Source organism: Enterobacter sp. UPMP2061 (assembly GCF_053709615.1).
Genome location: NZ_JBSKJP010000019.1, coordinates 17,398 through 39,766 on the forward strand (window position 1 = coordinate 17,398; position 22,369 = coordinate 39,766).

Genomic DNA, 22,369 nt, shown 5'->3' on the forward strand with positions numbered 1-22,369 from the left:
ACAGATTAAGCTGCTTTGTTTGCTGCTTTGATCAGCGTAGCAACGCGATCGGAAACAGTAGCGCCCTGGCCAACCCAGTGAGCGATACGATCCAGATCCAGACGGGTTTCTTCTTCTGCGCCAGCGGCCAGTGGGTTGAAGAAACCAACGCGCTCGATGAAGCGACCGTTGCGTGCATTACGGCTGTCAGTCACAACAACCTGGTAGAACGGACGCTTTTTAGCGCCGTGACGAGCTAAACGAATAGTTACCATAACATCCTCTTGTGTGAATAAAACAACCGGGCCCCATCGAGGAACGGAGCCCGGGTGTCATATTAAAAGCCCGAAAATTTTACTCATTTTCGGGCAAAAAGCAATCTCAAAAGCGATTAACGCCCAGGAAAACCGGGAGGCATCATGCCTTTCATGCCGCGCATCATCTTCGCCATGCCGCCTTTCTTCATTTTCTTCATCATGCGCTGCATGTCGTCGAACTGTTTCAGAAGGCGGTTAACGTCCTGCACCTGCATGCCGCAACCGGCTGCGATACGGCGTTTACGGGAACCTTTGATGATTTCTGGCTTCGCGCGCTCTTTCAGCGTCATCGAGTTGATGATGGCCTCCATACGCACCAGCACTTTGTCATCCATCTGGGATTTGACGTTGTCCGGGATCTGGCCCATGCCTGGCAGTTTGCCCATCAGGCTTGCCATGCCGCCCATGTTTTTCATCTGACGCAACTGCTCAAGGAAGTCGGTGAGATCGAAACCGTCGCCTTTTTTCAGCTTGCTGGCCAACTTCTCGGCCTGCGCGCGGTCAACCTTGCTCTCGATATCTTCGATCAGCGACAGCACGTCGCCCATGCCGAGGATACGGGAGGCAATACGATCCGGATGGAACGGCTCCAGCGCTTCGGTTTTCTCGCCCACGCCGAGGAACTTGATTGGCTTACCGGTGATATGACGAATAGAGAGCGCCGCACCGCCGCGGGCATCGCCGTCGACTTTGGTCAGCACCACGCCGGTTAACGGCAGGGCTTCGTTAAACGCTTTTGCGGTGTTCGCTGCATCCTGACCGGTCATGGCGTCAACAACAAACAGGGTCTCTACCGGATTGATAGAGGCATGCACCTGCTTGATTTCGTCCATCATCGCTTCGTCAACGTGCAGACGACCGGCGGTATCCACCAGCAGCACGTCGTAGAATTTCAGCTTCGCCTCTTTCAGCGCCGCGTTAACGATATCGACAGGCTTCTGCGCCACGTCGGACGGGAAGAAGTCTACGCCAACCTGCTCGGCCAGCGTTTCCAGCTGTTTGATCGCCGCTGGGCGATACACGTCCGCCGACACCACCAGCACCTTTTTCTTGTGCTTTTCGCGCAGGAATTTCCCCAGCTTACCAACGCTGGTGGTTTTACCCGCACCTTGCAGACCCGCCATCAGTACGACGGCCGGCGGCTGAGCCGCCAGGTTAAGCACCTGGTTCTCTTCACCCATCGCCGAAACCAGTTCGTTACGGACGATTTTGACGAACTCCTGACCCGGAGTCAGGCTCTTGTTCACTTCATGGCCAACCGCTTTCTCTTTCACGCGGTTGATAAAATCACGTACGACCGGCAACGCGACGTCTGCTTCCAGCAGCGCCATGCGCACTTCGCGCAGCGTTTCCTTGATGTTCTCTTCGGTGAGGCGTCCACGGCCGCTGATGTTGCGCAGCGTGCGCGACAAACGATCGGTTAAATTATCAAACATTGTCTCTCGCCTGGGGTAGAAACGTTGGGTCGCCTGGGCGACACATACACAGAATTTTGCCGGAGTATAACATGAAGGCGCCTTTGTTGTTATGCAACGGTTGGAGCAGGCGTCACGTAACGTTATACTGCTTCTCTTTCTTATTAAGACAACTGTCGACGCCTATATGCCTGTTTTCGCACTGATCGCCCTTGTTGCCTACTCTGTCAGCCTCGCGCTGATCATTCCTGGCCTGCTGCAAAAAAACAGCGGCTGGCGGCGCATGGCTATTCTTTCGGCAGTGATCGCACTGATTAGCCACGCGTTTGCGCTGGAATCACGCATCATTTCCGGCGACGGCAGCGTGCAGAATCTGAGCGTACTGAACGTCGGCTCGCTGGTCAGCCTGATGATCTGTACGGTCATGACCATTGTCGCGTCTAAAAACCGTGGCTGGCTGCTGCTGCCGATAGTCTACGCCTTTGCGCTGATCAACCTGGCGTTAGCCACGTTCATGCCCAATGAGTTTATTACTCACCTGGAAGCCACGCCGGGGATGCTGGTGCATATTGGCCTGTCGCTGTTCTCCTACGCGACGCTGATCATCGCCGCCCTTTACGCCATGCAACTCGCCTGGATTGACTACCAGCTGAAAAATAAAAAGCTGGCGTTTAACCACGAAATGCCGCCGCTGATGGTGATTGAGCGTAAGATGTTCCACATCACCCAGGTCGGTGTGGTTCTGCTGACGCTGACGCTGTGCACGGGCTTGTTTTATATGAAGAACCTGTTCAGCGTGGAGAATATCGATAAAGCGGTCCTCTCCATCATCGCGTGGTTTGTCTATATTGTCCTGTTATGGGGCCATTATCATGAAGGCTGGCGCGGTCGTCGCGTGGTCTGGTTCAACGTAGCGGGTGCGGGCATTCTCACGCTTGCCTATTTTGGTAGCCGCTTCATACAGCAATTTGCTGGCTAAGTAACAAAAGGAGTTCCCCCTGGAACACATCTCTACCACCACGCTGATCGTCATTCTGGTCATCATGGTGGTCATCTCCGCTTATTTCTCTGGCTCTGAAACCGGCATGATGACGCTGAACCGCTACCGGTTACGCCATCGCGCCAAGCAGGGTAACCGTGCCGCGCGTCGTGTAGAAAAGCTTCTGCGTAAGCCGGACCGGCTGATTAGCCTGGTGCTTATCGGTAACAACCTGGTCAATATTCTCGCCTCTGCACTGGGCACCATCGTCGGGATGCGTCTGTACGGCAACGCAGGCGTGGCGATTGCCACAGGTGTGCTCACGTTTGTGGTGCTGGTGTTTGCGGAAGTGCTGCCCAAAACCATCGCGGCGCTTTACCCGGAAAAAGTCGCCTACCCGAGCAGCTTCCTGTTAGCACCGCTGCTTATTCTGATGATGCCGCTGGTCTGGCTGCTGAATATGGTGACACGGGTGCTGATGCGCATGGTGGGTATAAAGGCAGACGTCACCATTAGTAGCGCGCTCAGCAAAGACGAACTGCGTACCATCGTGAATGAATCCCGCTCGCAGATCTCCCGCCGCAATCAGGACATGCTCCTGTCGGTGCTGGATCTGGAAAAGGTCAGCGTTGACGACATCATGGTGCCGCGCAATGAAATCGTCGGGATTGATATCAACGACGACTGGAAGGCCATTGTCCGCCAGCTGACACACTCCCCGCACGGGCGTATCGTCCTCTATCGCGATTCCCTCGACGATGCCATCAGCATGCTGCGCGTGCGCGAGGCCTATCGTCTGATGACTGAGAAAAACGAGTTCACCAAAGAGGTAATGCTGCGCGCCGCCGACGAAATTTACTACGTGCCGGAAGGCACCCCACTCAGCACGCAGCTGGTGAAGTTCCAGCGAAACAAGAAGAAAGTCGGCCTGGTGGTGGATGAATACGGCGACATACAGGGGCTGGTGACGGTCGAAGATATTCTGGAAGAGATTGTCGGGGACTTTACCACGTCGATGTCGCCTTCCCTTGCGGAAGAAGTCACCCCGCAAAACGACGGGTCAGTGCTTATCGACGGCAGCGCCAACATTCGTGAAATCAATAAAGCTTTCAACTGGCATTTGCCGGAAGACGAAGCGCGGACGATGAACGGAATGATCCTGGAAGCGCTGGAAGAGATCCCGGCGGCAGGCACGCGCGTGCGCATTGAACAGTATGATATTGATATTCTGGACGTTCAGGACAACATGATTAAGCAGGTGAAGGTCCTGCCCGTTAAGCCTCTACGCGAAAGTATTGCCGAATAAAATGTAGGCCGGGTAAGGCGAACGCCGCCACCCGGCACTACAGGCAGCACGTTATGCTTTCGCTTTCGCCACGGTCACCATCGCAGCGCGAATAGTACGACCGTTCAGGGTATACCCTTTTTGCATCACGCCCAGCACGTTACCCGCGGCAACGTCTTCGGATTCCACCATCGCAATGGCCTGGTGAACGTTTGGATCCAGCGGTACATCCGTATCGGCAATCACCTCAACACCGAACTTACGCACCACATCCAGCATGGATTTCAGCGTCAGCTCAATGCCTTCAATCATCGCCGCGTTATCCGGGTTAGCTTTATCCGCCACTTCCAGCGCGCGATCCAGGCTGTCGATCACCGGAAGCAGTTCGTTGACGAATTTCTCCAGCGCAAATTTGTGCGCCTTTTCAACGTCCAGCTCGGTACGACGGCGCAGGTTTTCCATTTCCGCTTTGATACGCAGTACGCCATCGCGTTCGCGATTCTGCGCTTCTACCAACTGAGCTTCCAGGTTGGCAATTTTTTCATCGCGCGGGTCCACCTGCTCAGCAGACGTGTCTGGCTCTACTGCCTCAACTTCATCGTGCTGTTCCGTGATAATTTCTTCAGGGGCTTGCCCCTCAGGCGTTTTCTGTTCTTTACTACTCATGAATTTCTCCGCGTTTTTCTGCATTCATCTCGCTAACTTCGCTTATTATGGGGATCAGTTTCCTGGATTCAAGGGAACAAGGCAGATTGTCATCATTCATCAGGCACAAGGACCTCCAGAAAATGAATAATCATTTCAGGTGTATTGGTATCGTCGGCCATCCGCGTCACCCTACCGCATTGACGACACATGAAATGTTGTATCGCTGGCTGTGTGGTAAAGGCTATGAAGTGATGGTCGAGCAGCAGATCGCCCAGGAGTTGCAGCTTAAAAGCGTCAGAACCGGCACGCTGGCGGAAATTGGCCAGCAGGCGGATCTCGCCGTGGTGGTCGGTGGCGACGGCAATATGCTGGGCGCGGCGCGAACGCTGGCTCGCTATGATATTAAGGTTATTGGTATTAACCGTGGCAATCTCGGTTTCCTGACCGACCTCGACCCGGACAATGCGCAGCAGCAGCTGGCGGACGTGCTGGAAGGCCACTATATCAGTGAAAAACGGTTTTTACTGGAAGCCCAGGTGTGTCAGCAAGACTGCCAGAAGCGCATCAGCACCGCCATTAACGAGGTGGTTCTCCATCCCGGTAAAGTGGCGCACATGATCGAGTTCGAAGTCTATATCGACGAAATATTCGCTTTCTCGCAGCGTTCTGACGGGCTGATTATTTCAACCCCGACGGGGTCAACTGCCTACTCGCTTTCAGCCGGAGGCCCAATCCTGACGCCATCGCTGGATGCCATTACTCTGGTGCCGATGTTCCCGCATACGCTCTCGGCGCGTCCGCTGGTGATCAACGGCGACAGTACCATCCGCCTGCGTTTTTCCCATCGCCGTAACGACCTGGAGATCAGCTGCGACAGTCAGATTGCGCTCCCCATTCAGGAAGGTGAAGATGTCCTCATTCGCCGCTGCGATTACCATCTGAACCTGATTCACCCGAAAGATTACAGCTATTTCAACACATTAAGCTCCAAGCTCGGCTGGTCAAAAAAATTGTTCTGATTTTGCATCCAGCACTTTACTGTATATAAAACCAGTTTATACTGTATACAAACACAGTTATGGTTTTTCATACAGGAAAACAATTATGCTGGCACAACTGACCATCAGCAACTTTGCCATTGTTCGTGAGCTTGAGATCGACTTCCATAGCGGAATGACGGCGATTACCGGAGAAACCGGTGCAGGTAAATCCATTGCCATTGATGCCCTCGGCTTGTGCCTCGGCGGTCGTGCTGAGGGGGATATGGTGCGCACAGGCGCCGCCCGTGCCGATCTCTGCGCCCGCTTCTCGTTGAAAGACACACCTGCCGCCCTGCGCTGGCTGGAAGCGAACCAGCTCGAAGACGGACGTGAGTGTTTACTTCGCCGCGTCATCAGCAGCGATGGCCGCTCCCGCGGTTTTATCAATGGTACAGCGGTTCCCCTTTCCCAGCTTCGCGAGCTGGGCCAGCTGCTCATCCAGATCCATGGTCAGCATGCGCACCAGCAGTTAATCAAACCCGAACAACAGAAAGCCCTGCTTGATGGCTACGCAGGTGAGTACGCGCTTACTCAACTCATGGCGGAGCACTATCGTCAGTGGCATCAAAGCTGCCGCGAACTTGCGCAGCATCAGCAGCAAAGCCAGGAGCGTACCGCGCGCGCCGAGCTGCTGGAATATCAGCTGAAAGAGCTGAACGAATTTAACCCGCAGGCGGGTGAATTTGAGCAAATCGACGAAGAGTACAAGCGTCTGGCCAACAGCGGTCAGCTGCTTTCCACCAGCCAGACTGCCCTTAATATGCTGGCGGATGGCGAAGACGTGAATTTGCAGAGCCAACTGTATAACGTGCGTCAGCTTGTGACCGAACTGACCGGCATGGACAATAAGCTTTCTGGCGTACTGGAAATGCTGGAAGAGGCCGCGATTCAGATTTCAGAAGCCGGGGATGAACTGCGCCACTACTGTGAACGTCTGGATCTCGACCCGAACCGTCTGTTCGAGCTTGAGCAACGCATCTCCCGTCAGATTTCACTGGCGCGTAAGCATCACGTAATCCCGGAAGAGCTGCCGAATTACTATCAGTCTCTGCTGGAGGAACAGCAGCAGCTGGACGATCAGGCCGATTCCCTTGAAACCTTGTCTCTGGCGGTCAATCTGCATCATCAGCAGGCGCTGGAAACGGCGAAACGGCTGCATGACGTGCGGCAACACTATGCGCTGGAGCTTAGCCAGCACATTACCGACAGCATGCATACGCTGGCGATGCCGCATGGGGTGTTCACCATAGATGTTCGCTTTGAAGAGAATCACCTGACGGCGGAAGGCGCAGACCGCGTAGAATTCCGCGTCACCACCAACCCGGGCCAGCCTTTGCAGGCGATTTCGAAAGTGGCTTCCGGCGGTGAACTGTCGCGTATCGCCCTGGCCATTCAGGTGATTACCGCCCGTAAAATGGAAACCCCGGCGTTGATTTTCGATGAAGTGGATGTGGGTATCAGCGGCCCGACCGCGGCCGTTGTCGGCAAACTGCTGCGTCAGTTAGGTGAATCGACGCAGGTCATGTGTGTGACTCACCTGCCGCAGGTCGCCGGTTGTGGTCATCACCACTTTATCGTCAGCAAGAAAACCGATGGCGAAATGACGGAAACGCACATGAAGCCGCTGGATAAACGCTCACGCTTGCAGGAGCTGGCACGCCTGCTCGGCGGCAGTGAAGTCACCCGCAATACGCTTGCGAATGCGAAAGAACTGCTGGCGGCATAAACTTTTTCGGGATCTCAGGGTCATACAGAACAACAAAAACGCCGCCAGACCGGTTTCAAAGTGGGGCAAGGTCTATTATCATCGGCATATTACATATGAGCCGCGTACTGCTCGGGCCCGAAAAGGAATCAAATCACTATGCGCTGTAAAACGCTGACCGCTGCCGCAGCGGTTCTTCTGATGTTGACCGCAGGCTGTTCCACTCTGGAGAAAGTGGTTTACCGTCCTGACATCAACCAGGGGAACTACCTTACCCCTAACGATGTGTCCAAAATCCGCGTGGGTATGACACAACAGCAGGTCGCTTATGCCCTGGGAACCCCGATGATGTCCGATCCGTTCGGCACAAACACCTGGTTCTATGTATTCCGCCAGCAGCCTGGTCATGAAGATGTGACCCAGCAAACCCTGACGCTGACCTTCAGCAGTGCTGGCGTGCTGACCAACATCGACAACAAGCCTGCCCTGACCAAATAATCAGGCGTCAGCAACGCAAAAAGGTGCTCAATGAGCACCTTTTTTGTATCTGAATTCTTACGCAGAATCGTAGCCCCGGTAAGCGAAGCGCCACCAGGGGAGAAAGCGCTACTTACCCGATTTCTCCGCTCGCTGACGGCGCAGCTCTTTCGGATCAGCAATCAGCGGGCGATAAATCTCAACCCGATCGCCATCCTTCAGCGCATCAGCAAGCTTAACCGGACGGCTATAAATGCCGACTTTATTCTTCGCCAGGTCAATATCACGGCGAAGTTCAAGGATGCCGGAGGCCCGGATAGCCGCCTCAACGGTGGCGCCCTCTTCAAGCATCACGCGCTGCAAATACTGCTTCTCCGGCAGCGCATACACCACCTCAACAGCAATCTTATGCGACACTGTAAACCTCTTTGGCGCGCGTGGTGAACGCCTGAACCATATTCGAGGCCAGCTCTTTAAAGATACGGCCAAACGCCAGTTCGATCAGCTTATTGGTAAATTCAAAATCCAGATGAAACTCAATGCGGCAGGCGTCAGCGCTCAGCGGCGTAAACTTCCACCCCCCCATCAGTTTTTTAAACGGACCATCCACCAGATGCATCAAAATACTCTGATTGCTCGTCAGGGTATTGCGCGTGGTGAACGTTTTGCTGATCCCCGCTTTGGAGACATCCACGGCCGCAGTCATCTGCGTCGGGCCGGATTCCAGCACCCGGCTACCGGTGCATCCCGGAATAAATTCCGGATAGGACTGAACGTCGTTCACTAACTGATACATTTGTTCCGCGCTGTAGGGAACAAGCGCGGTACGGCTAATCTGAGGCATAGCATTTTCCATGGTCACACAACAGACAAATAATAACATTTATCACCTGTTAAAAAAACGCTAAGCCTTATCTCGTGCTAAGATAGCGCGTTAGACCTCACAGGACGCAATGAGGTGACTTTTTAAAATCAGATTACCGACGGCTTTACGACACTTATGACGAAGAAAAAAGCACATAAACCTGGTTCGGCGACCATTGCGCTTAACAAGCGTGCTCGCCACGAGTATTTCATCGAAGAAGAATTCGAGGCCGGCCTTGCGTTGCAGGGCTGGGAAGTAAAATCGCTGCGTGCCGGGAAAGCCAATATCGGCGACAGCTACGTGATCCTGAAAGACGGTGAGGCCTTCCTGTTCGGCGCGAACTTTACGCCGCTGACCGTCGCCTCTTCACATTACGTCTGCGATCCTACCCGCACCCGTAAGCTGCTGCTGAACAAGCGCGAACTGGAATCCCTCTACGGACGCATCAACCGCGAAGGCTTCACCGTGGTGGCGCTCTCTTTGTACTGGAAAAATGCCTGGTGCAAAGTGAAAATCGGCGTGGCGAAAGGTAAGAAACAGCACGACAAACGTACTGACCTGAAAGCACGCGAGTGGCAGCTCGACAAAGCACGTATCATGAAAAACGCAGGACGTTGATTCTGCGCACTTATTGTACTATTCAATAAGTTAGCGTTTCGGGCTGGTGTCGAGGAAGTAAAATCTGGTATACTGAGTTCAACACTATTGGGGCTGATTCTGGATTCGACGGGATTTGCGAAACCCAAGGTGCATGCCGAGGGGCGGTTTGCCTCGTTAAAAGCCGCAAAAAAATAGTCGCAAACGACGAAAACTACGCTTTAGCAGCTTAATAACCTGCTAAGAGCCCTCTCTCCCTAGCTTCCGCTCTTAAGACGGGGATCAAAGAGAGGTCAAACCCAAAAGAGATCGCGTGGAAACCCTGCCTGGGGTTGAAGCGTTAAAACTAATCAGGCTAGTTCGTTAGTGGCGTGTTTGTCCGCAGCTGGCGTGCGAATGTAAAGACAAACTAAGCATGTAGTACCGAGGATGTAGAAATTTCGGACGCGGGTTCAACTCCCGCCAGCTCCACCAAATGATGATCCGGATACGTCCGGTGAAGTACAGAAAGCCCGCATGGCACAAGCCCTTCGGGCTTTTTTGTGTCTGACGTTGTCCGAGAACATCCGGCTAAATCCGGTGATTATTGGTATACGTTTAGGTATACGGTAGGATGTATACCTAAAAACGTATACCAATTCATGAAGGAGCGGCCACAGTGGCACGGACAACACGCCCCCTTACCAACACCGAAGTTCTGCGCGCTAAGGCGTTAGAGAAGGATCTAACGCTGCACGATGGCGACGGGCTTTTCCTGATAGTGAAAACTAGTGGCAAAAAGCTCTGGCGCTTTCGCTATCAACGTCCGGTAACAAAGCAGCGGACAATGATGGGGCTCGGTGCCTTCCCCGCCCTATCGCTTGCTGATGCCCGAGGATTAAGAGCGGATTACCTTGCCTTATTAGCCAACGGACTCGACCCGCAAATTCAAACTGAAGTTGCAGAGGAACAGCAGCAAATAGCACTGGACAGTATTTTTTCAACGGTCGCCGCTAACTGGTTCCAGCTCAAAAGCAAAAGCGTTACCCCTGATTACGCAAAAGACATTTGGCGCTCACTGGAGAAAGATGTATTCCCTGCCATCGGTGAGATCCCCGTTCAGCAAATCAAAGCACGGACACTGGTTGAAGCTCTTGAGCCAATCAAAGCTCGTGGGGCGCTTGAGACTGTACGTCGACTGGTGCAGCGCATTAACGAGATAATGATTTATGCCGTAAACACTGGCCTGATTGATGCTAATCCAGCATCAGGTGTTGGGATGGCCTTTGAGAAGCCCAAAAAACAAAACATGCCGACGCTTCGGCCAGAAGAGTTACCAAAACTCATGCGTTCTTTGGTGATGTCAAATCTCTCTGTTTCGACTCGCTGTTTAATTGAATGGCAACTCCTGACGCTTGTGCGCCCTTCTGAGGCCTCCGGTGCTCGTTGGGCAGAAATCGATCTCGATGCAAAGCTTTGGACTATTCCATCCGAACGGATGAAGGCGAAACGTGAGCACATAGTACCTCTCTCAACTCAGGCATTAGAGATTCTTGAAGTGATGAAACCAATCAGCGCTCACCGTGAACATGTTTTTCCCAGTAGGAATGATCCAAAACAATCCATGAATAGCCAAACAGCTAATGCAGCTTTGAAGCGTATAGGATATGGAGGAAAATTAGTTGCACACGGTTTACGATCTATTGCAAGTACTACATTGAATGAAGCGGGCTTTAATTCAGATGTGATAGAAGCGGCATTAGCTCATACAGATAAAAATGAGGTAAGAAAAGCATATAACCGCTCTATCTATTTAAAGCAAAGAATAGGCATGATGGAATGGTGGGGTGAAAAAGTTTATAATAAAAACTGAAAAAAAATAAAAGCTCATTCTTATGAGCTTTTATTTTCCTGCATTATCTTTCGAATTATCAGCATCCTGTTTATTTTGAAAAGTCATAAAGGTATTATACCAACTAGAAACACGGAATATAGCAAGAACAGCTGCTAATGCAGAGAATACTGAGTAAATAAATATAAAGTAAGCAAAAAAACTAAATGTTAATAACGCATACTTATAGAAAACACCTAAATAATAATACATAAAAGCATTATTTATGAGAATACTACTATAGGCCTTGGTAACCAAGGCCGTAATAATAGTTAGTAATTGCAACAATATAAAATGGACAAAAGTTGCATTGACTGACATATAAGGAGAATATTCTACTTCCCCACTTTCACTTTTTTCATCACCAGTTATTATTTTTTTAAAGGCCTCATCACCAATAGCTATCCACATAGCAAAACCACCTAATGAAAAGCCCAGAAGGTTCGGCATCAATGATAGGATATCATTCCACCACCCCTGATGAGACCAAGATGGATAAAGAATCACTGTCATTAAAAAAGCACACCAAAAATAGCGACTTTTAAACACAGCCCCAGCGCCACCATAGATTTTCCAGTATCTAGCCAATGCACTGGTTGATTCTTTTTCTTCACTCATTACTTTCTCAGAAGCCTCTTAAATTCATCTGCTAATGATTTTGCCCTTAATAACAATAGCTCAGAAACCGATGTTACGTCAGAATCATATGGTTCAACCCTTTGAAGTGGTACGTCACTTGAGGCATGAATCTCTACTAATCCCGCCTCATTAATCCTGCGTATACTAACTTCACCATTTCTCGAAGCAATAAGAGCATCCTGTTTTAACTCACCATCAGGTTTAATTTCCTGACCTCGCTCAGACTTATATGTTTTATCCTCTTCAATAACCCCAATACGCTTGAAGCGCTTTTGCATAACACTTTCTGCAGAAGCGAGATCATCCGGATTAGGACGTCGAGTGACCATATTTATACACGTAATACCTTTTAAAGAAAGCATACGTTCTACACTATCTGGCTCAGTCAATATTGTAACATTAACTTTTCCAAATTTCTCTATAATTCTCTCGTGAGAAAATATCCCATTCAGAAAGCTTTCTATTTGTCTTGATGTAAGATGCCGGCTCTTGTCCTGCATTTCGTAAACTAAAAGATGACTTGCGGGTAGAAAAACAAAAGAGAATCTAGCTACATTTGGTTTTAAATTATCAGGTATATTTATTCTTTCCTTTTCCTCATCTGAAGCTATATCTTTCTTTACGATATCGAACCAGTCGCCATTAACGTCAATATCTGTATACTTTAGAATTTCCCCCTCAAAAGGTTCACTAATTACCTGACCTTTCTTATAAGGGTAAAAATATGATAAAGTTGCGAATGAGTCTCCTCTTAAATTAACATTGCTCGCATTTTTTCTTGCCATCCTGAATAACTCGACATACTTTTCTGGCGAGTGGGGGTGCATGGTTATATTCACAGCCCCGTAAGTTAATTTTTTTGCCCTTGCCATTTTTATCTTTGTTCCCTTATTTCGTGAAAGAATCATATATACATGAAAGATTTAGGGAAAACTATGTCTTAACGCACACCTTCTAATAGCCAAAGGAAATAAAAATACAATTCATTATTCAAAATGGGAATATTATTTCCTCCACGGATAATGCTCATTGGTTCTACTACCAGATTCGTAAAAATTAAAAAAACAACATCCAAGAACAGCGCGCAATGCTCTCCCCGCCCCGCCTGCCCGCTTAAGGGGGCGCTTTTAATGCAGGTGCATGACCAGCCTCAGGGCGCGCCAGTGCTGGCGCTGGCGGGGAATTCAGTGACGTTAAAACGCATGCAAAACCATGCACCTTATGCATGCATGGCTTTTATACGTAAAAATAGCGGGATTTTCGGGGATTTTTAAGCGAACTATTGCACAGCCAGTTCTGCACGGCGGCGGTTGTAATTCAGGTTCTGTGCAGGTGTAAATTTTTCACGATTATCATCACGCGAAGCCGCGTCAGGTCTGAATCCGATGGCCGTTAAAATGTCATTATCCTGCGCCGAATAATTAATTTTTTCACCGGCGACCAGCCAGAGCTGTAGCGCCTCACGCAGATAATCGAGTGAGTGCTGCATGGCGCAGCGCTGAACGGCGGAATGTTGCCCGGAATAATTCATCAGCTCAGGGGCAAGGGCGGCGGCCAGCTCCGCGCCGTGCGCCTGCATAAAATCATTTAATCGGTCGCGGATGCTGATGCGCTGCACCTCCTCATGCGAACGGATATAGCGACCGGCAGCCTGATTAATTTCCCATTTTTTCACGTCGATAATCTCGCGCAGGGTTTGCAGGCTCTGGCCGCTGTGGCCGCTGCCGGCAAGCTGTTCGCGGTATGCCTGTTCGGCCTGCGTCAGTTCATCCCTGCGTTGCAGCCAGGCGGATTTATTTGCCTGACAGGCCTCAAAGGCTTTCTGTAGCGTCAGTGTGGTCACGTATGTTTCTCCTGATGACTGGCCGTGCTTACGCACCGGCACGGTTAACGGTGGCCGCCGGTGCGGGTAGCGGGATAACCGGCTCTGTCACCGGTGAACGAATAACCCCGTCGATGGATTCAAGCGTGCGGAACGTGGCCGAGCACTCGATGTTCATGCACTGGTGATAGCGCTGTTTGACGTTATCGGACAGATAGCGACTGGTGCGGGAATGCGCGCTGGTTTTGCAGAACGGGCAGTGAAACATGCTTACCCCTCCGCTTCTGTCTCGCCATTTTCAGCCAGCTTTCTGGCAAGCATCATTCTCTTCGCAGGGCTGCGTAACAGCTCCGTATCAACGTCAGTAATCTGCGGCCGGTGCATGCCCGTCACGGACAACACCGGCTCCTGCGTCATATCGAAGTGATACAGGCTGCCCTGACGGCTCAGCGCATCGCGCAGTTCACTGATGGCCACGGACTGAGGAGCGCTTTCTCCCTTCATTTCGAGGGCACGAATGCGCAGCATGAAAGCACGAATGAGGGCGACGGGAACCGCATTGACAGCCTGAGCCCATTCCGCACTGGCATAAGCGGTAAAGGCATCTTCATGCGCTGAAAGGTATTTATTTCCGGTGGAGCAGGCATTCAACATGGCGCGTGTCCGGTCGGTCTCCAGCTCCGCAATCAGACCGGTGAACTCATCGGCCAGCTCTCGACTGGCGATACGCCTGCTGTGCTCAGCTTTCATTTCAGGGGTGAGACTGCCGCGCAGGGTGCGAAAGCGGCTGCGCCAGTCCTGCTCCGCCTCAGTGCTCTCATCGAGGGCGGTCTGCCGCTCCTGCTTGCAGCGTTCAATGGACGTATCAATCTCTTTCAGCGCCTGCATGCTGGCCGCGTGGGTGTCTCTGGCCACAGTAAATGCGCTCAGCTTGCCGGTGATATGCGGGTTGTTCTCTGCGGACTGCCTGGCGGCAACATTTTGCAGGGCGGTAATGACTGTTTCGGGTTTCATGTTCAGGCTCTCCGTTTATTCAACCTGAAATGATTCTGCCCTTCATCACACAACATCTCGATTCATTGCAGTTGTGGCAGTTCTGGCACAAACAGCACTCAAAACCCGGCTGGCCAGAGAAAGACCTCAGCAAAACCTTGCTCATCGTTTGTTTTTTTACTTATAACTGTTCACTACTGTTCACCTTAAATAAAAATATAAGTAATACAGTGAGATAAAGGGTGAACAGTTGAGGGACTGACTGTTCACCGTCTGTTCACCACTGTTCACCCTCCTGTTTTGCTCTGTCTATACCACTTAGACTTTATTCCGATTAAAAATGAAAAATGTATAACTAAAAGCAATAGAAATTGCTGCATTGTAATGCAGTGATTTGCATATCTTTGCCAGCGTTTGTCTTTGTTTGCCAGAGCGAAAAGTCAATGTTTGTTTCACCGAAAATCTCACATGACCTGAGGAAAAATATAGACATAATAAGGAGCTACCCGAAGCCGGACGGACATAACCGGCACTGTATGGACATTATGAGGTAGCCCGATGCAAACCGCTTTTTCTTCCCCGTCTTCTGCCCCTGCCGCACCACTGATGCCGGTTTCTGATGCCGTTCAGGAGCGCTTTATCCGCCTGCCCGAAGTGATGCATCTGTGCGGCCTGTCCCGGTCAACCATTTACGACCTCATCAGCCGGGAGGCTTTCCCGAAACAAATCAGCCTGGGCGGTAAAAACGTGGCGTGGGCGCAGTCTGAAATCACCGCATGGATGGCAGATCGCATTGCCGAACGCAACCGGGGCTATGACGCATGATGATGACCGTTCAGCAAACAGCCCCCTTTTCTGGCTTGCTTCCTGTCGCCGTTTCCAGGTATAGTTTTCCTGCTGTCGCAAAATCGGCAGCCGGGATTTGCAGCCCGTGTAACTCAATGGCGACACCAGACGCGCCTTGCGTCTTTTTTTACGTCGTAGCTCAGACACACCCATTCTTCGGGCTGTGGTGTTTACACCGTGGCTCCTGTCAGATAATGGTGGTTCGGGCGGGGCAGCCTTCGGGCTGGCCGGTATCCATTGAGGCCGGTACTGCAAACCCTGTCCGGGCCACCACCCATGAGATTTGCAGCTCCGGTGGTGGCGATAACCGCTACTCAATGGAGGTTGCCCTTATGGCTACGACCCTCACCCCGTCACACCCGCAGTTCGTCTTTGTGTTTGCCGCCGTTCGTCGCGCAGACCGTAAACCCCGTATCTGTATGCTCCGCACCATTGCCGGTGATGAACACGCCGCACGCCTGTCCCTCGTTCGCGACTACGTCCTCTCGTTTGCCGGCCGCCTGCCGGTTGCGGAGGTGCGTGCATGAGACACACCACCATCAGCGCCCGTGACCTCGAATGCCTTGAGCACATGCGCAACGTCGGCCAGCTCGTCAACGAGCTGATGCAGGTGCAGGACTGCGCGACCGTTCGTCGTGACCCGGCGCAGCAGTCACAGCTCACTTCCGTGATTTACCTCATGACCGCCCAGCTCGACGGCGTGGTAGAGCGCTGCAATCAGCGCTGGCTGACCGGGGAGGGCAACGTATGAAAAAGCCATTACCGCCCGTATTACGCGCCGCGCTGTATCGTCGCGCTGTCGCCTGTGCGTGGCTGACAGTCTGCGAACGTCAGCACCGCTATCCGCACCTCACCCTCGACGCACTGGAAAGCGCCATTGCCGACGAGCTGGAGGGCTTCTACCTGCGCCAGCACGGCGAGGAAAAAGGCCGCCAGATTGCCTGTGCACTGCTGGAAGATTTAATGGAAGCCGGACCGCTCAAGGCCGCGCCGTCGCTGTCCTTTCTCGGGCTGGCCGTGATGGATGAACTCTGCGCCCGTCATATCACATCGCCTGTTATGCACTGAGGGAGAAAATAACGATGAAAATGAACGTAACGGAAACCGTAAAACAGGCGTGCGGCCACTGGCCGCGCATTCTTCCGGCGCTGGGTGTGAAGGTCATGAAAAACCGGCATCAGGCCTGTCCGGTGTGCGGCGGCTCTGACCGTTTCCGCTTTGACGATAAAGAGGGGCGAGGGACGTGGCTCTGTAATCAGTGCGGCGCGGGGGATGGCCTGAAACTGGTCGAAAAGGTGTTCGGTGTAAAACCATCAGAGGCAGCCCAAAAGGTGAACGCCGTGACCGGCAACCTGCCGCCGGTTGCCACGGAAGTGATTGCGGCCGCAGAGGCTGAAACGGAGGCTGACCGCCAGGCTGCGGCCGCGCTGGCCGTAAGGCTCATGGAGAAAACCCGACCGGCCAGCGGCAACGCCTACCTCACCTGCAAGGGCTTCCCCAACCGGGAATGTCCGGTACTGTCGGCCACACACAAAACCGGCGGCGTGACGTTCCGCGCCGGGGATGTGGTTGTCCCGTTGTATGACGATACCGGCGCACTGGTTAACCTTCAGCTTATCAGTTCTGACGGTCTCAAACGCACCCTGAAGGGCGGTCAGGTTAAAGGGGCATGTCATGTCATCGAAGGGAAAAAACAGGCCGGAAAGCGCCTGTGGATTGCGGAGGGCTATGCAACCGCGCTCACCGTGCATCACCTGACCGGTGAAACCGTCATGGTGGCGCTGTCGTCCGTGAACCTCCTTTCTCTGGCGAGCCTTGTCCGTCAGAAACACCCGGCCTGTCAGATTGTGCTCGCCGCCGACCGCGACCTGAGCGGCGACGGCCAGAACAAAGCCGCTGCGGCCGCAGACGCCTGTGAGGGCGTTGTCGCCCTGCCGCCGGTATTCGGTGACTGGAATGATGCGTTTATGCAGCACGGCGGGGAGGCAACGCGGAAAGCCATTTATGACGCCATCCGGCCACCGGCGCAAAGTCCGTTTGATACCATGAGCGAGGCGGAATTTACCGCCATGAGCGCCAGCGACAAGGCCTTGCGGGTGCATGAGCATTACGGCGAAGCGCTGGCTGTGGATGCAAACGGCCAGCTCCTGTCCCGCTATGAAAGCGGCATCTGGAAAAATATCCCTGCCGCCACTTTCTCACGAAATGTGGCTGACTTATTCCAGCGTCTGCGCGCCCCGTTCTCGTCCGGGAAAATTGCCTCGGTGGTGGAGACCCTGAAACTGATTATTCCGCAGCAGGATACACCGGCACGCCGTCTGATTGGCTTTCGCAACGGCGTACTCGATACCCAAAGTGGCCTGTTCAGCCCGCACAGTAAATCGCACTGGCTGCGCACCCTGTGCGACGTGGATTTTACCCCACCGGTGGAGGGGGAAACGCTGGAGACGCACGCGCCGAACTTCTGGCGCTGGCTCGACCGTGCAGCCGGTAAAAATTCCCAAAAACGCGACGTGATTCTGGCTGCGCTGTTTATGGTACTGGCGAACCGTTACGACTGGCAGCTCTTTCTCGAAGTCACCGGTCCCGGCGGGAGCGGTAAAAGTATTCTGGCTGAAATCGCGACCCTGCTCGCCGGGGAAGATAACGCCACGTCAGCCGATATCGACACACTGGAAGACCCGCGCAAGCGTGCATCCCTGATTGGCTTCTCGCTTATCCGTCTGCCAGACCAGGAAAAATGGAGCGGTGACGGGGCAGGACTCAAGGCAATCACCGGCGGTGATGCGGTCTCGGTTGACCCGAAATACCAGAACCCGTACTCAACACATATTCCGGCGGTGATTCTGGCCGTCAATAACAACCCGATGCGCTTCACCGACCGCAGCGGCGGTGTGTCACGTCGCCGGGTGATTATTCACTTCCCGGAGCAGATTGCGCCGGAAGAGCGTGACCCGCAGCTCAGGGATAAAATTGCGCGCGAGCTGGCCGTTATCGTGCGCCAGCTTATGCAGAAATTCAGCGACCCGATGACCGCCCGCGCACTGCTCCAGTCGCAGCAGAACTCCGACGAGGCACTCAGCATCAAGCGCGATGCTGACCCGACGTTTGATTTTTGCGGTTATCTGGAAATGCTGCCGCAGACCAACGGGATGTTTATGGGTAATGCCAGCATCATCCCGCGTAATTATCGTAAATATCTTTATCACGCGTATCTGGCCTATATGGAGGCTAACGGGTACAGGAACGTGCTCAGCCTGAAAATGTTCGGACTGGGGCTGCCCATGATGCTGAAAGAGTACGGCCTGAATTATGAGAAGCGGCACACAAAGCAGGGGATACAGACCAACCTGTCGCTGAAAGAGGAAAGCTACGGCGACTGGCTGCCGAAATGCGATGAACCCGCAGCGACATAACCCACTCCAGACCGGCTACAGCCGGTCTTTTTATATCAGCTGAATATGCGGAGTTTAAATAAATAAGGAAGGTTAAGAATTTACTCTTATCAACCGAAGAAAGTTTTGGCTATTATCGAGTAAGGATATGGGGGAATGGGATACTGTTATGGAAGAAGGTGGAATGGTCGTTGTTATGTCGCCGGTACAACTGGCGGCGGTGCTTTCAGATAAGAGCGTCACAGAGGCGGAAACGCTGAGCAACCGACTGTTGGGTGGACTTGGTGTTTTACTCGGAGCGGTAGAAATGGCCGGTGCCACAGCACTATGTATCGCGCCAGAACCAACAGGACTAACGAAAGCGGGATGTGTGGTTGTTGGCGCACATAGTCTTGACGCTGTTCAAAGCGCAGCCAGACAGGTGATAACTGGTCGTGATACGCGCTCAGCCACCTGGCAGATTGCTGTGAGCGCGGCAAGAGAACTTGGTGCTGATGAAGACACCGCCCTCAATATCGGCATGACAGTTGATATAGCCGTTCCGCTTGGATTTGCAGCTGCTATTGGTGCCGTCCGTGTAGCTGCAATTAAAGCTGGTCGCATCAAATTGATCCAGCATGAATCAGTTACGGGTCTCAAACCCGGCGGGCATACACTCGCAAATCATGTCGGAAAAACTGACAGTGAGTTACTTGCCCGATTCGAGAAAAATAAGCGACTTGTTATGTCTTCAACGTTTAAAGATTTAAATGTTGCTGAAAATGTTATTTCGAGGGCAGTCTATCTTAACCGGGCAAATATCAAATCCTTACTCGGAGGTGGTAAAAACGGTGGGCGCCTTACCATCAATTATCCTGCCGGTCAGGAGGTTGGGTATGGATTCACGCGAGGCAGCACACAGCGCATCAGCATGCGTGGAGTGAGGATTGTTATCGAACTGCAAGAGTATAACGGAAAACCTTACTATATCCTTACAGCATTCCCGACCCCATAGGACAGGTGGATTATGCAAAGTTTCTATCATCTTGATCAGCTGATTCAGGGTTATTTCAATCAGGATCATGACCTCATAAATGAGGGAGAGGATACTATTGAAGGCACTGTTGAACTCTATAAAAAAACAGCTCCCGACTGGATGTTAAAAGAGTTAGCCGAAGAGGTCGATTCTTTCCTTGCGCTTTACGGAGACAGGCTGGATGAGGAGTTCAAAAGCCGGTACGGATTTGATTTTTCACCTGAGTTGTGGGATTCAACCCCATTCAATTTCCTGATGACTGTGCGCAGACTTGCCCTTTCTTCGAAGTAGCTATAGGTAGACAAACCCGCAGCAGCTTAACCGACCTCAGATGGCAACAGCCGGTCTTTTACTCCCTAAACATAACTTAAGAGTGAACAGTCCACTGTTCACTCTTCACCGTATGTTCACCATCTAACCGAATGAAATTACTTGTAAAAAATCAAAGGTGAACAGTGTGAACAGTTAAATGCAAAAAAACTTTTTTCTTGATGTGGTCCATTCGAAAAACAGGTTTGCTTAAACTCAGGCGACACTGCAACAAATCGCCATTGGTATACGCTTAGGTATACCGATGAAAGTTGAATTGATAAAATTCCAATAAAAACATTAATTTAATGGATTTATTCAGACTCCGCCAGCGGCGTCCAGCCGACAAAATTGGTGTGGTTGACGTTGATGTCGGTTTTTTCCAGCAGCTCACGCACGATTTCAACGTGCCCTTTTTCACTGGCAGGGGTAATGCCCACGCCGCCAAAGCGCGTCAGACGATCGAGATCCGGATTTGCCGGAAGGACAATGCGCAGCAGGGTTAAATCATTGGTCAGGCAGCCGATCAGGAAGGGGTTAAAACAGGTCTGGTCCTGTTTATCAATATCCGCCCCGGCGGCAATTAAAAACTCCACACAGGCGTAATGCTTTTTCAGGCTGGCAATAATAATGGCGGTTCTTTTCTGGCGGTTGGTCGCGTTAATATCCACGCCTTTCTCCAGGCAGGCTTTTAGCGCGTCGATATTGCCCTCTTCTGCCGCTAGCAGAAATTCTGTAACCAGTGCAGTTGCAGACATATTCAGACTCCCTATGTTTCACTTCTGATGACCTGAGAATAGCAACAGCCTGGTCATAAAAGAATCCGCTTAAAAATGATTCATCGACACGCAATTCATTGTTGAGTTAAATTCAACGGTCCGGGAGAAATGTGCGTCTGTGCAACCTTTTTCTTATGTTTTACCGCTTTTACGCGCTTCAGGCTGCATTATCCTTATGGTTGAAAAAGCCTTACACAGCGCGGTTCTACGTAAAAATCCAGAACTGTGATCGACATCAACTATGATGTAACGCCGCTGTTAAAATATGTTCAAAACTGATGGTCACCAGGAGCCATAATATGAATTCCATCTTTACCGAAGAGAATTTGCTGGCCTTCACCACCGCGGCACGTTTTGGCAGTTTTAGCAAAGCGGCTGCCGAGCTGGGCGTGACCACCTCCGCCATCAGTTACACCATCAAACGCATGGAGACCGGACTGGACGTGGTGCTGTTTGTACGCAACACGCGCAGCATTGAGCTGACCGAATCCGGTTTTTATTTTTATCGTAAAGCGACCGACCTGCTGAATGACTTTCATGCCATCAAGCGCGGGATTGATACCATTTCTCAGGGCATTGAGACGCGGGTGCGCATCTGCATAAATCAGCTTTTGTATACGCCACGCCATACCGCGCGTTTGCTCCAGGTGCTGAAAAAACAGTTTCCCACCTGCCAGATCACGGTGACGACCGAGGTGTATAACGGCGTCTGGGATTCCATCATTAATAATCAGGCCAACATCGCCATTGGCGCGCCGGATACGCTGCTGGACGGCGGCGGCATTGATTACACCGAGATAGGGGCGATCCGCTGGGTATTTTCCATCGCGCCCACGCATCCGCTGGCGTTCGCCCCGGAGCCCATTTCCGAAAGTCAGCTGCGTCTGTATCCCAATATCATGGTCGAGGACACCGCGCATACCATCAACAAGAAGGTGGGCTGGCTGCTTCACGGTCAGGAGGCGATTCTGGTGCCGGACTTCAACACGAAATGCCAGTGTCAGATCCTGGGGGAAGGTATTGGCTTTTTACCGGAATATATGACGCGTGAGGCGGTGGAGGACGGGCTGCTGGTAACGCGGCGGATCAATAATCCACGTCAGGATTCGCGCATGCTGCTCGCCACGCAGCATGCGGCGACCGGTCAGGTCACGCGCTGGATCAAACAGCAGTTTGGCCCCGAAGGCGTGCTGACCCGGATCTACAGTGACTTACTGTGGCGCACCTAGCTCTTCGTCTGAACCCAAAACGCGTGGATAAGACCGGGGAAGTAGCCCAGGATGGTCAGAAGGATATTCAGAATAAACGCCCAGCCCAGCCCCTTGCCAAGCAGCACGCCCAGCGGCGGGAGAATAATCGTAAAAACAACGCGCCAAAAACCCATAAAAAACTCC

26 protein-coding genes, 1 other RNA gene and 1 pseudogene are annotated in these 22,369 nt (G+C 52.1%); 16 read left to right on the forward strand and 12 right to left on the reverse strand.

What is annotated here, in order from left to right; translation table 11 throughout:
• Positions 1-5: 5 nt before the first annotated feature.
• Together rpsP and ffh are read right to left on the reverse strand one after the other, a co-directional pair.
• On the reverse strand, positions 6-254 hold the full coding sequence (rpsP, locus tag ACWKXX_RS21690; RefSeq protein WP_003863133.1) for a 30S ribosomal protein S16: 249 nt from the start codon (positions 252-254) through the stop codon (positions 6-8).
• Positions 255-370: 116 nt separating this feature from the next.
• Positions 371-1,732, reverse strand: coding sequence for a signal recognition particle protein (gene ffh, locus ACWKXX_RS21695; RefSeq protein WP_003863132.1), 1,362 nt, complete (start codon positions 1,730-1,732; stop codon positions 371-373).
• A 166-nt stretch (positions 1,733-1,898) separates the two neighbouring features.
• Between ffh and ACWKXX_RS21700 the strand changes: the two genes are divergently transcribed.
• Together ACWKXX_RS21700 and ACWKXX_RS21705 are read left to right on the forward strand one after the other, a co-directional pair.
• The gene (locus ACWKXX_RS21700; RefSeq protein ID WP_261666064.1) at positions 1,899-2,690 is read left to right on the forward strand and encodes a cytochrome C assembly family protein; all 792 of its coding nucleotides are present in this window, start codon (positions 1,899-1,901) and stop codon (positions 2,688-2,690) included.
• Between the two features lie 19 nt (positions 2,691-2,709).
• The gene (locus ACWKXX_RS21705) at positions 2,710-3,996 is read left to right on the forward strand and encodes an HlyC/CorC family transporter (RefSeq protein WP_026094274.1); all 1,287 of its coding nucleotides are present in this window, start codon (positions 2,710-2,712) and stop codon (positions 3,994-3,996) included.
• Positions 3,997-4,047: 51 nt separating this feature from the next.
• Here ACWKXX_RS21705 and grpE read toward each other — a convergent pair whose 3' ends face one another.
• Positions 4,048-4,641 (reverse strand): nucleotide exchange factor GrpE, encoded by a 594-nt coding sequence (grpE, locus tag ACWKXX_RS21710; protein WP_003863126.1) that lies wholly within the window; start codon positions 4,639-4,641, stop codon positions 4,048-4,050.
• Positions 4,642-4,763: 122 nt separating this feature from the next.
• Here grpE and nadK point away from each other — a divergent pair, with 122 nt between their 5' ends.
• From nadK to bamE, 3 genes are all read left to right on the forward strand, one after another.
• Complete coding sequence (nadK, locus tag ACWKXX_RS21715; protein WP_017383004.1) at positions 4,764-5,642, forward strand: NAD(+) kinase; 879 nt, start codon at positions 4,764-4,766, stop codon at positions 5,640-5,642.
• Positions 5,643-5,727: 85 nt separating this feature from the next.
• Complete coding sequence (gene recN / locus ACWKXX_RS21720; RefSeq protein WP_261666063.1) at positions 5,728-7,389, forward strand: DNA repair protein RecN; 1,662 nt, start codon at positions 5,728-5,730, stop codon at positions 7,387-7,389.
• A gap of 138 nt (positions 7,390-7,527) precedes the next feature.
• Positions 7,528-7,866 carry an outer membrane protein assembly factor BamE gene (gene bamE / locus ACWKXX_RS21725; protein WP_003863121.1) on the forward strand — a complete coding sequence of 113 codons (339 nt, stop codon included), beginning with the start codon at positions 7,528-7,530 and terminating at the stop codon, positions 7,864-7,866.
• 108 nt (positions 7,867-7,974) lie between these two features.
• Here the strand turns inward: bamE and ACWKXX_RS21730 are convergent, their stop codons facing one another.
• Together ACWKXX_RS21730 and ACWKXX_RS21735 are read right to left on the reverse strand one after the other, a co-directional pair.
• Positions 7,975-8,262, reverse strand: coding sequence for an RnfH family protein (locus ACWKXX_RS21730; RefSeq protein WP_017383006.1), 288 nt, complete (start codon positions 8,260-8,262; stop codon positions 7,975-7,977).
• Positions 8,252-8,689 carry a type II toxin-antitoxin system RatA family toxin gene (locus ACWKXX_RS21735; protein WP_003863117.1) on the reverse strand — a complete coding sequence of 146 codons (438 nt, stop codon included), beginning with the start codon at positions 8,687-8,689 and terminating at the stop codon, positions 8,252-8,254. Before ACWKXX_RS21735 ends, ACWKXX_RS21730 begins: the two co-directional genes overlap by 11 nt.
• Positions 8,690-8,845: 156 nt before the next feature.
• On the opposite strand from ACWKXX_RS21735, the gene smpB reads away from it, so the two are divergent.
• The 3 genes from smpB to ACWKXX_RS21750 all read left to right on the forward strand — a co-directional run bounded on the left by smpB (position 8,846) and on the right by ACWKXX_RS21750 (position 11,159).
• Positions 8,846-9,328 carry an SsrA-binding protein SmpB gene (gene smpB / locus ACWKXX_RS21740; protein WP_003863115.1) on the forward strand — a complete coding sequence of 161 codons (483 nt, stop codon included), beginning with the start codon at positions 8,846-8,848 and terminating at the stop codon, positions 9,326-9,328.
• An 89-nt stretch (positions 9,329-9,417) separates the two neighbouring features.
• Positions 9,418-9,781, forward strand: a transfer-messenger RNA (tmRNA) gene (ssrA, locus tag ACWKXX_RS21745).
• Positions 9,782-9,965: 184 nt separating this feature from the next.
• Complete coding sequence (locus ACWKXX_RS21750; RefSeq protein WP_261666062.1) at positions 9,966-11,159, forward strand: integrase domain-containing protein; 1,194 nt, start codon at positions 9,966-9,968, stop codon at positions 11,157-11,159.
• Between the two features lie 30 nt (positions 11,160-11,189).
• On the opposite strand, the gene ACWKXX_RS21755 is transcribed toward ACWKXX_RS21750, so the two are convergent.
• The 5 genes from ACWKXX_RS21755 to ACWKXX_RS21775 form a co-directional block, all read right to left on the reverse strand.
• Complete coding sequence (locus ACWKXX_RS21755; protein ID WP_001288034.1) at positions 11,190-11,795, reverse strand: hypothetical protein; 606 nt, start codon at positions 11,793-11,795, stop codon at positions 11,190-11,192.
• Positions 11,795-12,688 carry a DUF4747 family protein gene (locus ACWKXX_RS21760; protein ID WP_261666061.1) on the reverse strand — a complete coding sequence of 298 codons (894 nt, stop codon included), beginning with the start codon at positions 12,686-12,688 and terminating at the stop codon, positions 11,795-11,797. The genes ACWKXX_RS21755 and ACWKXX_RS21760 overlap by 1 nt, the downstream gene beginning before the upstream one ends.
• Positions 12,689-13,095: 407 nt before the next feature.
• Positions 13,096-13,659, reverse strand: coding sequence for a phage polarity suppression protein (locus ACWKXX_RS21765; protein WP_261666060.1), 564 nt, complete (start codon positions 13,657-13,659; stop codon positions 13,096-13,098).
• 28 nt (positions 13,660-13,687) lie between these two features.
• Positions 13,688-13,906: an ogr/Delta-like zinc finger family protein gene (locus tag ACWKXX_RS21770; RefSeq protein ID WP_023323621.1), complete on the reverse strand. Its 219-nt coding sequence runs from the start codon at positions 13,904-13,906 to the stop codon at positions 13,688-13,690.
• A 2-nt stretch (positions 13,907-13,908) separates the two neighbouring features.
• On the reverse strand, positions 13,909-14,652 hold the full coding sequence (locus ACWKXX_RS21775; RefSeq protein WP_261666059.1) for a capsid protein: 744 nt from the start codon (positions 14,650-14,652) through the stop codon (positions 13,909-13,911).
• A gap of 537 nt (positions 14,653-15,189) precedes the next feature.
• Between ACWKXX_RS21775 and ACWKXX_RS21780 the strand changes: the two genes are divergently transcribed.
• The 7 genes from ACWKXX_RS21780 to ACWKXX_RS21810 all read left to right on the forward strand — a co-directional run bounded on the left by ACWKXX_RS21780 (position 15,190) and on the right by ACWKXX_RS21810 (position 20,178).
• Positions 15,190-15,456 (forward strand): helix-turn-helix transcriptional regulator, encoded by a 267-nt coding sequence (locus ACWKXX_RS21780; RefSeq protein ID WP_045344418.1) that lies wholly within the window; start codon positions 15,190-15,192, stop codon positions 15,454-15,456.
• The gene (locus ACWKXX_RS21785; RefSeq protein WP_261666058.1) at positions 15,453-16,004 is read left to right on the forward strand and encodes a host cell division inhibitor Icd-like protein; all 552 of its coding nucleotides are present in this window, start codon (positions 15,453-15,455) and stop codon (positions 16,002-16,004) included. The genes ACWKXX_RS21780 and ACWKXX_RS21785 overlap by 4 nt, the downstream gene beginning before the upstream one ends.
• Entirely contained in the window at positions 16,001-16,228 is a 228-nt protein-coding gene (locus tag ACWKXX_RS21790) for a hypothetical protein (protein ID WP_021553806.1), read from the forward strand. The genes ACWKXX_RS21785 and ACWKXX_RS21790 overlap by 4 nt, the downstream gene beginning before the upstream one ends.
• Entirely contained in the window at positions 16,225-16,545 is a 321-nt protein-coding gene (locus tag ACWKXX_RS21795; RefSeq protein WP_063437869.1) for a DUF5375 domain-containing protein, read from the forward strand. The genes ACWKXX_RS21790 and ACWKXX_RS21795 overlap by 4 nt, the downstream gene beginning before the upstream one ends.
• Before the next feature lie 14 nt (positions 16,546-16,559).
• Complete coding sequence (locus ACWKXX_RS21800; RefSeq protein WP_261666057.1) at positions 16,560-18,893, forward strand: primase-helicase zinc-binding domain-containing protein; 2,334 nt, start codon at positions 16,560-16,562, stop codon at positions 18,891-18,893.
• Positions 18,894-19,041: 148 nt separating this feature from the next.
• Positions 19,042-19,866, forward strand: coding sequence for an RNase A-like domain-containing protein (locus tag ACWKXX_RS21805; protein ID WP_063436734.1), 825 nt, complete (start codon positions 19,042-19,044; stop codon positions 19,864-19,866).
• Positions 19,867-19,878: 12 nt separating this feature from the next.
• Entirely contained in the window at positions 19,879-20,178 is a 300-nt protein-coding gene (locus ACWKXX_RS21810) for a contact-dependent growth inhibition system immunity protein (protein ID WP_059443636.1), read from the forward strand.
• Positions 20,179-20,516: 338 nt separating this feature from the next.
• Here ACWKXX_RS21810 and ACWKXX_RS21815 read toward each other — a convergent pair.
• Positions 20,517-20,954: pseudogene (locus ACWKXX_RS21815) on the reverse strand (ankyrin repeat domain-containing protein); the annotation flags it as partial.
• A 320-nt stretch (positions 20,955-21,274) separates the two neighbouring features.
• On the opposite strand from ACWKXX_RS21815, the gene ACWKXX_RS21820 reads away from it, so the two are divergent.
• Positions 21,275-22,204, forward strand: a complete 930-nt coding sequence (locus ACWKXX_RS21820) for a LysR substrate-binding domain-containing protein (protein WP_032649270.1) — start codon at positions 21,275-21,277, stop codon at positions 22,202-22,204.
• On the opposite strand, the gene ACWKXX_RS21825 is transcribed toward ACWKXX_RS21820, so the two are convergent.
• Positions 22,201-22,359: a YqaE/Pmp3 family membrane protein gene (locus ACWKXX_RS21825; protein ID WP_003862203.1), complete on the reverse strand. Its 159-nt coding sequence runs from the start codon at positions 22,357-22,359 to the stop codon at positions 22,201-22,203. The genes ACWKXX_RS21820 and ACWKXX_RS21825 overlap by 4 nt on opposite strands.
• Between the last annotated feature and the right edge of the window lie 10 nt (positions 22,360-22,369).

Coding starts and splice junctions, on each gene's coding strand:
- ACWKXX_RS21735 (WP_003863117.1), bottom strand. CDS start 8,689: ATGCCTCAGATTAGCCGTACCGCGCTTGTTCCCTACAGCGCGGAACAA.
- nadK (WP_017383004.1), top strand. CDS start 4,764: ATGAATAATCATTTCAGGTGTATTGGTATCGTCGGCCATCCGCGTCAC.
- rpsP (WP_003863133.1), bottom strand. CDS start 254: ATGGTAACTATTCGTTTAGCTCGTCACGGCGCTAAAAAGCGTCCGTTC.
- ACWKXX_RS21825 (WP_003862203.1), bottom strand. CDS start 22,359: ATGGGTTTTTGGCGCGTTGTTTTTACGATTATTCTCCCGCCGCTGGGC.
- ffh (WP_003863132.1), bottom strand. CDS start 1,732: ATGTTTGATAATTTAACCGATCGTTTGTCGCGCACGCTGCGCAACATC.
- bamE (WP_003863121.1), top strand. CDS start 7,528: ATGCGCTGTAAAACGCTGACCGCTGCCGCAGCGGTTCTTCTGATGTTG.
- ACWKXX_RS21780 (WP_045344418.1), top strand. CDS start 15,190: ATGCAAACCGCTTTTTCTTCCCCGTCTTCTGCCCCTGCCGCACCACTG.
- ACWKXX_RS21790 (WP_021553806.1), top strand. CDS start 16,001: ATGAGACACACCACCATCAGCGCCCGTGACCTCGAATGCCTTGAGCAC.
- ACWKXX_RS21760 (WP_261666061.1), bottom strand. CDS start 12,688: ATGGCAAGGGCAAAAAAATTAACTTACGGGGCTGTGAATATAACCATG.
- smpB (WP_003863115.1), top strand. CDS start 8,846: ATGACGAAGAAAAAAGCACATAAACCTGGTTCGGCGACCATTGCGCTT.
- ACWKXX_RS21805 (WP_063436734.1), top strand. CDS start 19,042: ATGGAAGAAGGTGGAATGGTCGTTGTTATGTCGCCGGTACAACTGGCG.
- ACWKXX_RS21700 (WP_261666064.1), top strand. CDS start 1,899: ATGCCTGTTTTCGCACTGATCGCCCTTGTTGCCTACTCTGTCAGCCTC.
- recN (WP_261666063.1), top strand. CDS start 5,728: ATGCTGGCACAACTGACCATCAGCAACTTTGCCATTGTTCGTGAGCTT.
- ACWKXX_RS21755 (WP_001288034.1), bottom strand. CDS start 11,795: ATGAGTGAAGAAAAAGAATCAACCAGTGCATTGGCTAGATACTGGAAA.
- ACWKXX_RS21785 (WP_261666058.1), top strand. CDS start 15,453: ATGATGATGACCGTTCAGCAAACAGCCCCCTTTTCTGGCTTGCTTCCT.
- ACWKXX_RS21770 (WP_023323621.1), bottom strand. CDS start 13,906: ATGTTTCACTGCCCGTTCTGCAAAACCAGCGCGCATTCCCGCACCAGT.
- grpE (WP_003863126.1), bottom strand. CDS start 4,641: ATGAGTAGTAAAGAACAGAAAACGCCTGAGGGGCAAGCCCCTGAAGAA.
- ACWKXX_RS21775 (WP_261666059.1), bottom strand. CDS start 14,652: ATGAAACCCGAAACAGTCATTACCGCCCTGCAAAATGTTGCCGCCAGG.
- ACWKXX_RS21800 (WP_261666057.1), top strand. CDS start 16,560: ATGAAAATGAACGTAACGGAAACCGTAAAACAGGCGTGCGGCCACTGG.
- ACWKXX_RS21820 (WP_032649270.1), top strand. CDS start 21,275: ATGAATTCCATCTTTACCGAAGAGAATTTGCTGGCCTTCACCACCGCG.
- ACWKXX_RS21810 (WP_059443636.1), top strand. CDS start 19,879: ATGCAAAGTTTCTATCATCTTGATCAGCTGATTCAGGGTTATTTCAAT.
- ACWKXX_RS21795 (WP_063437869.1), top strand. CDS start 16,225: ATGAAAAAGCCATTACCGCCCGTATTACGCGCCGCGCTGTATCGTCGC.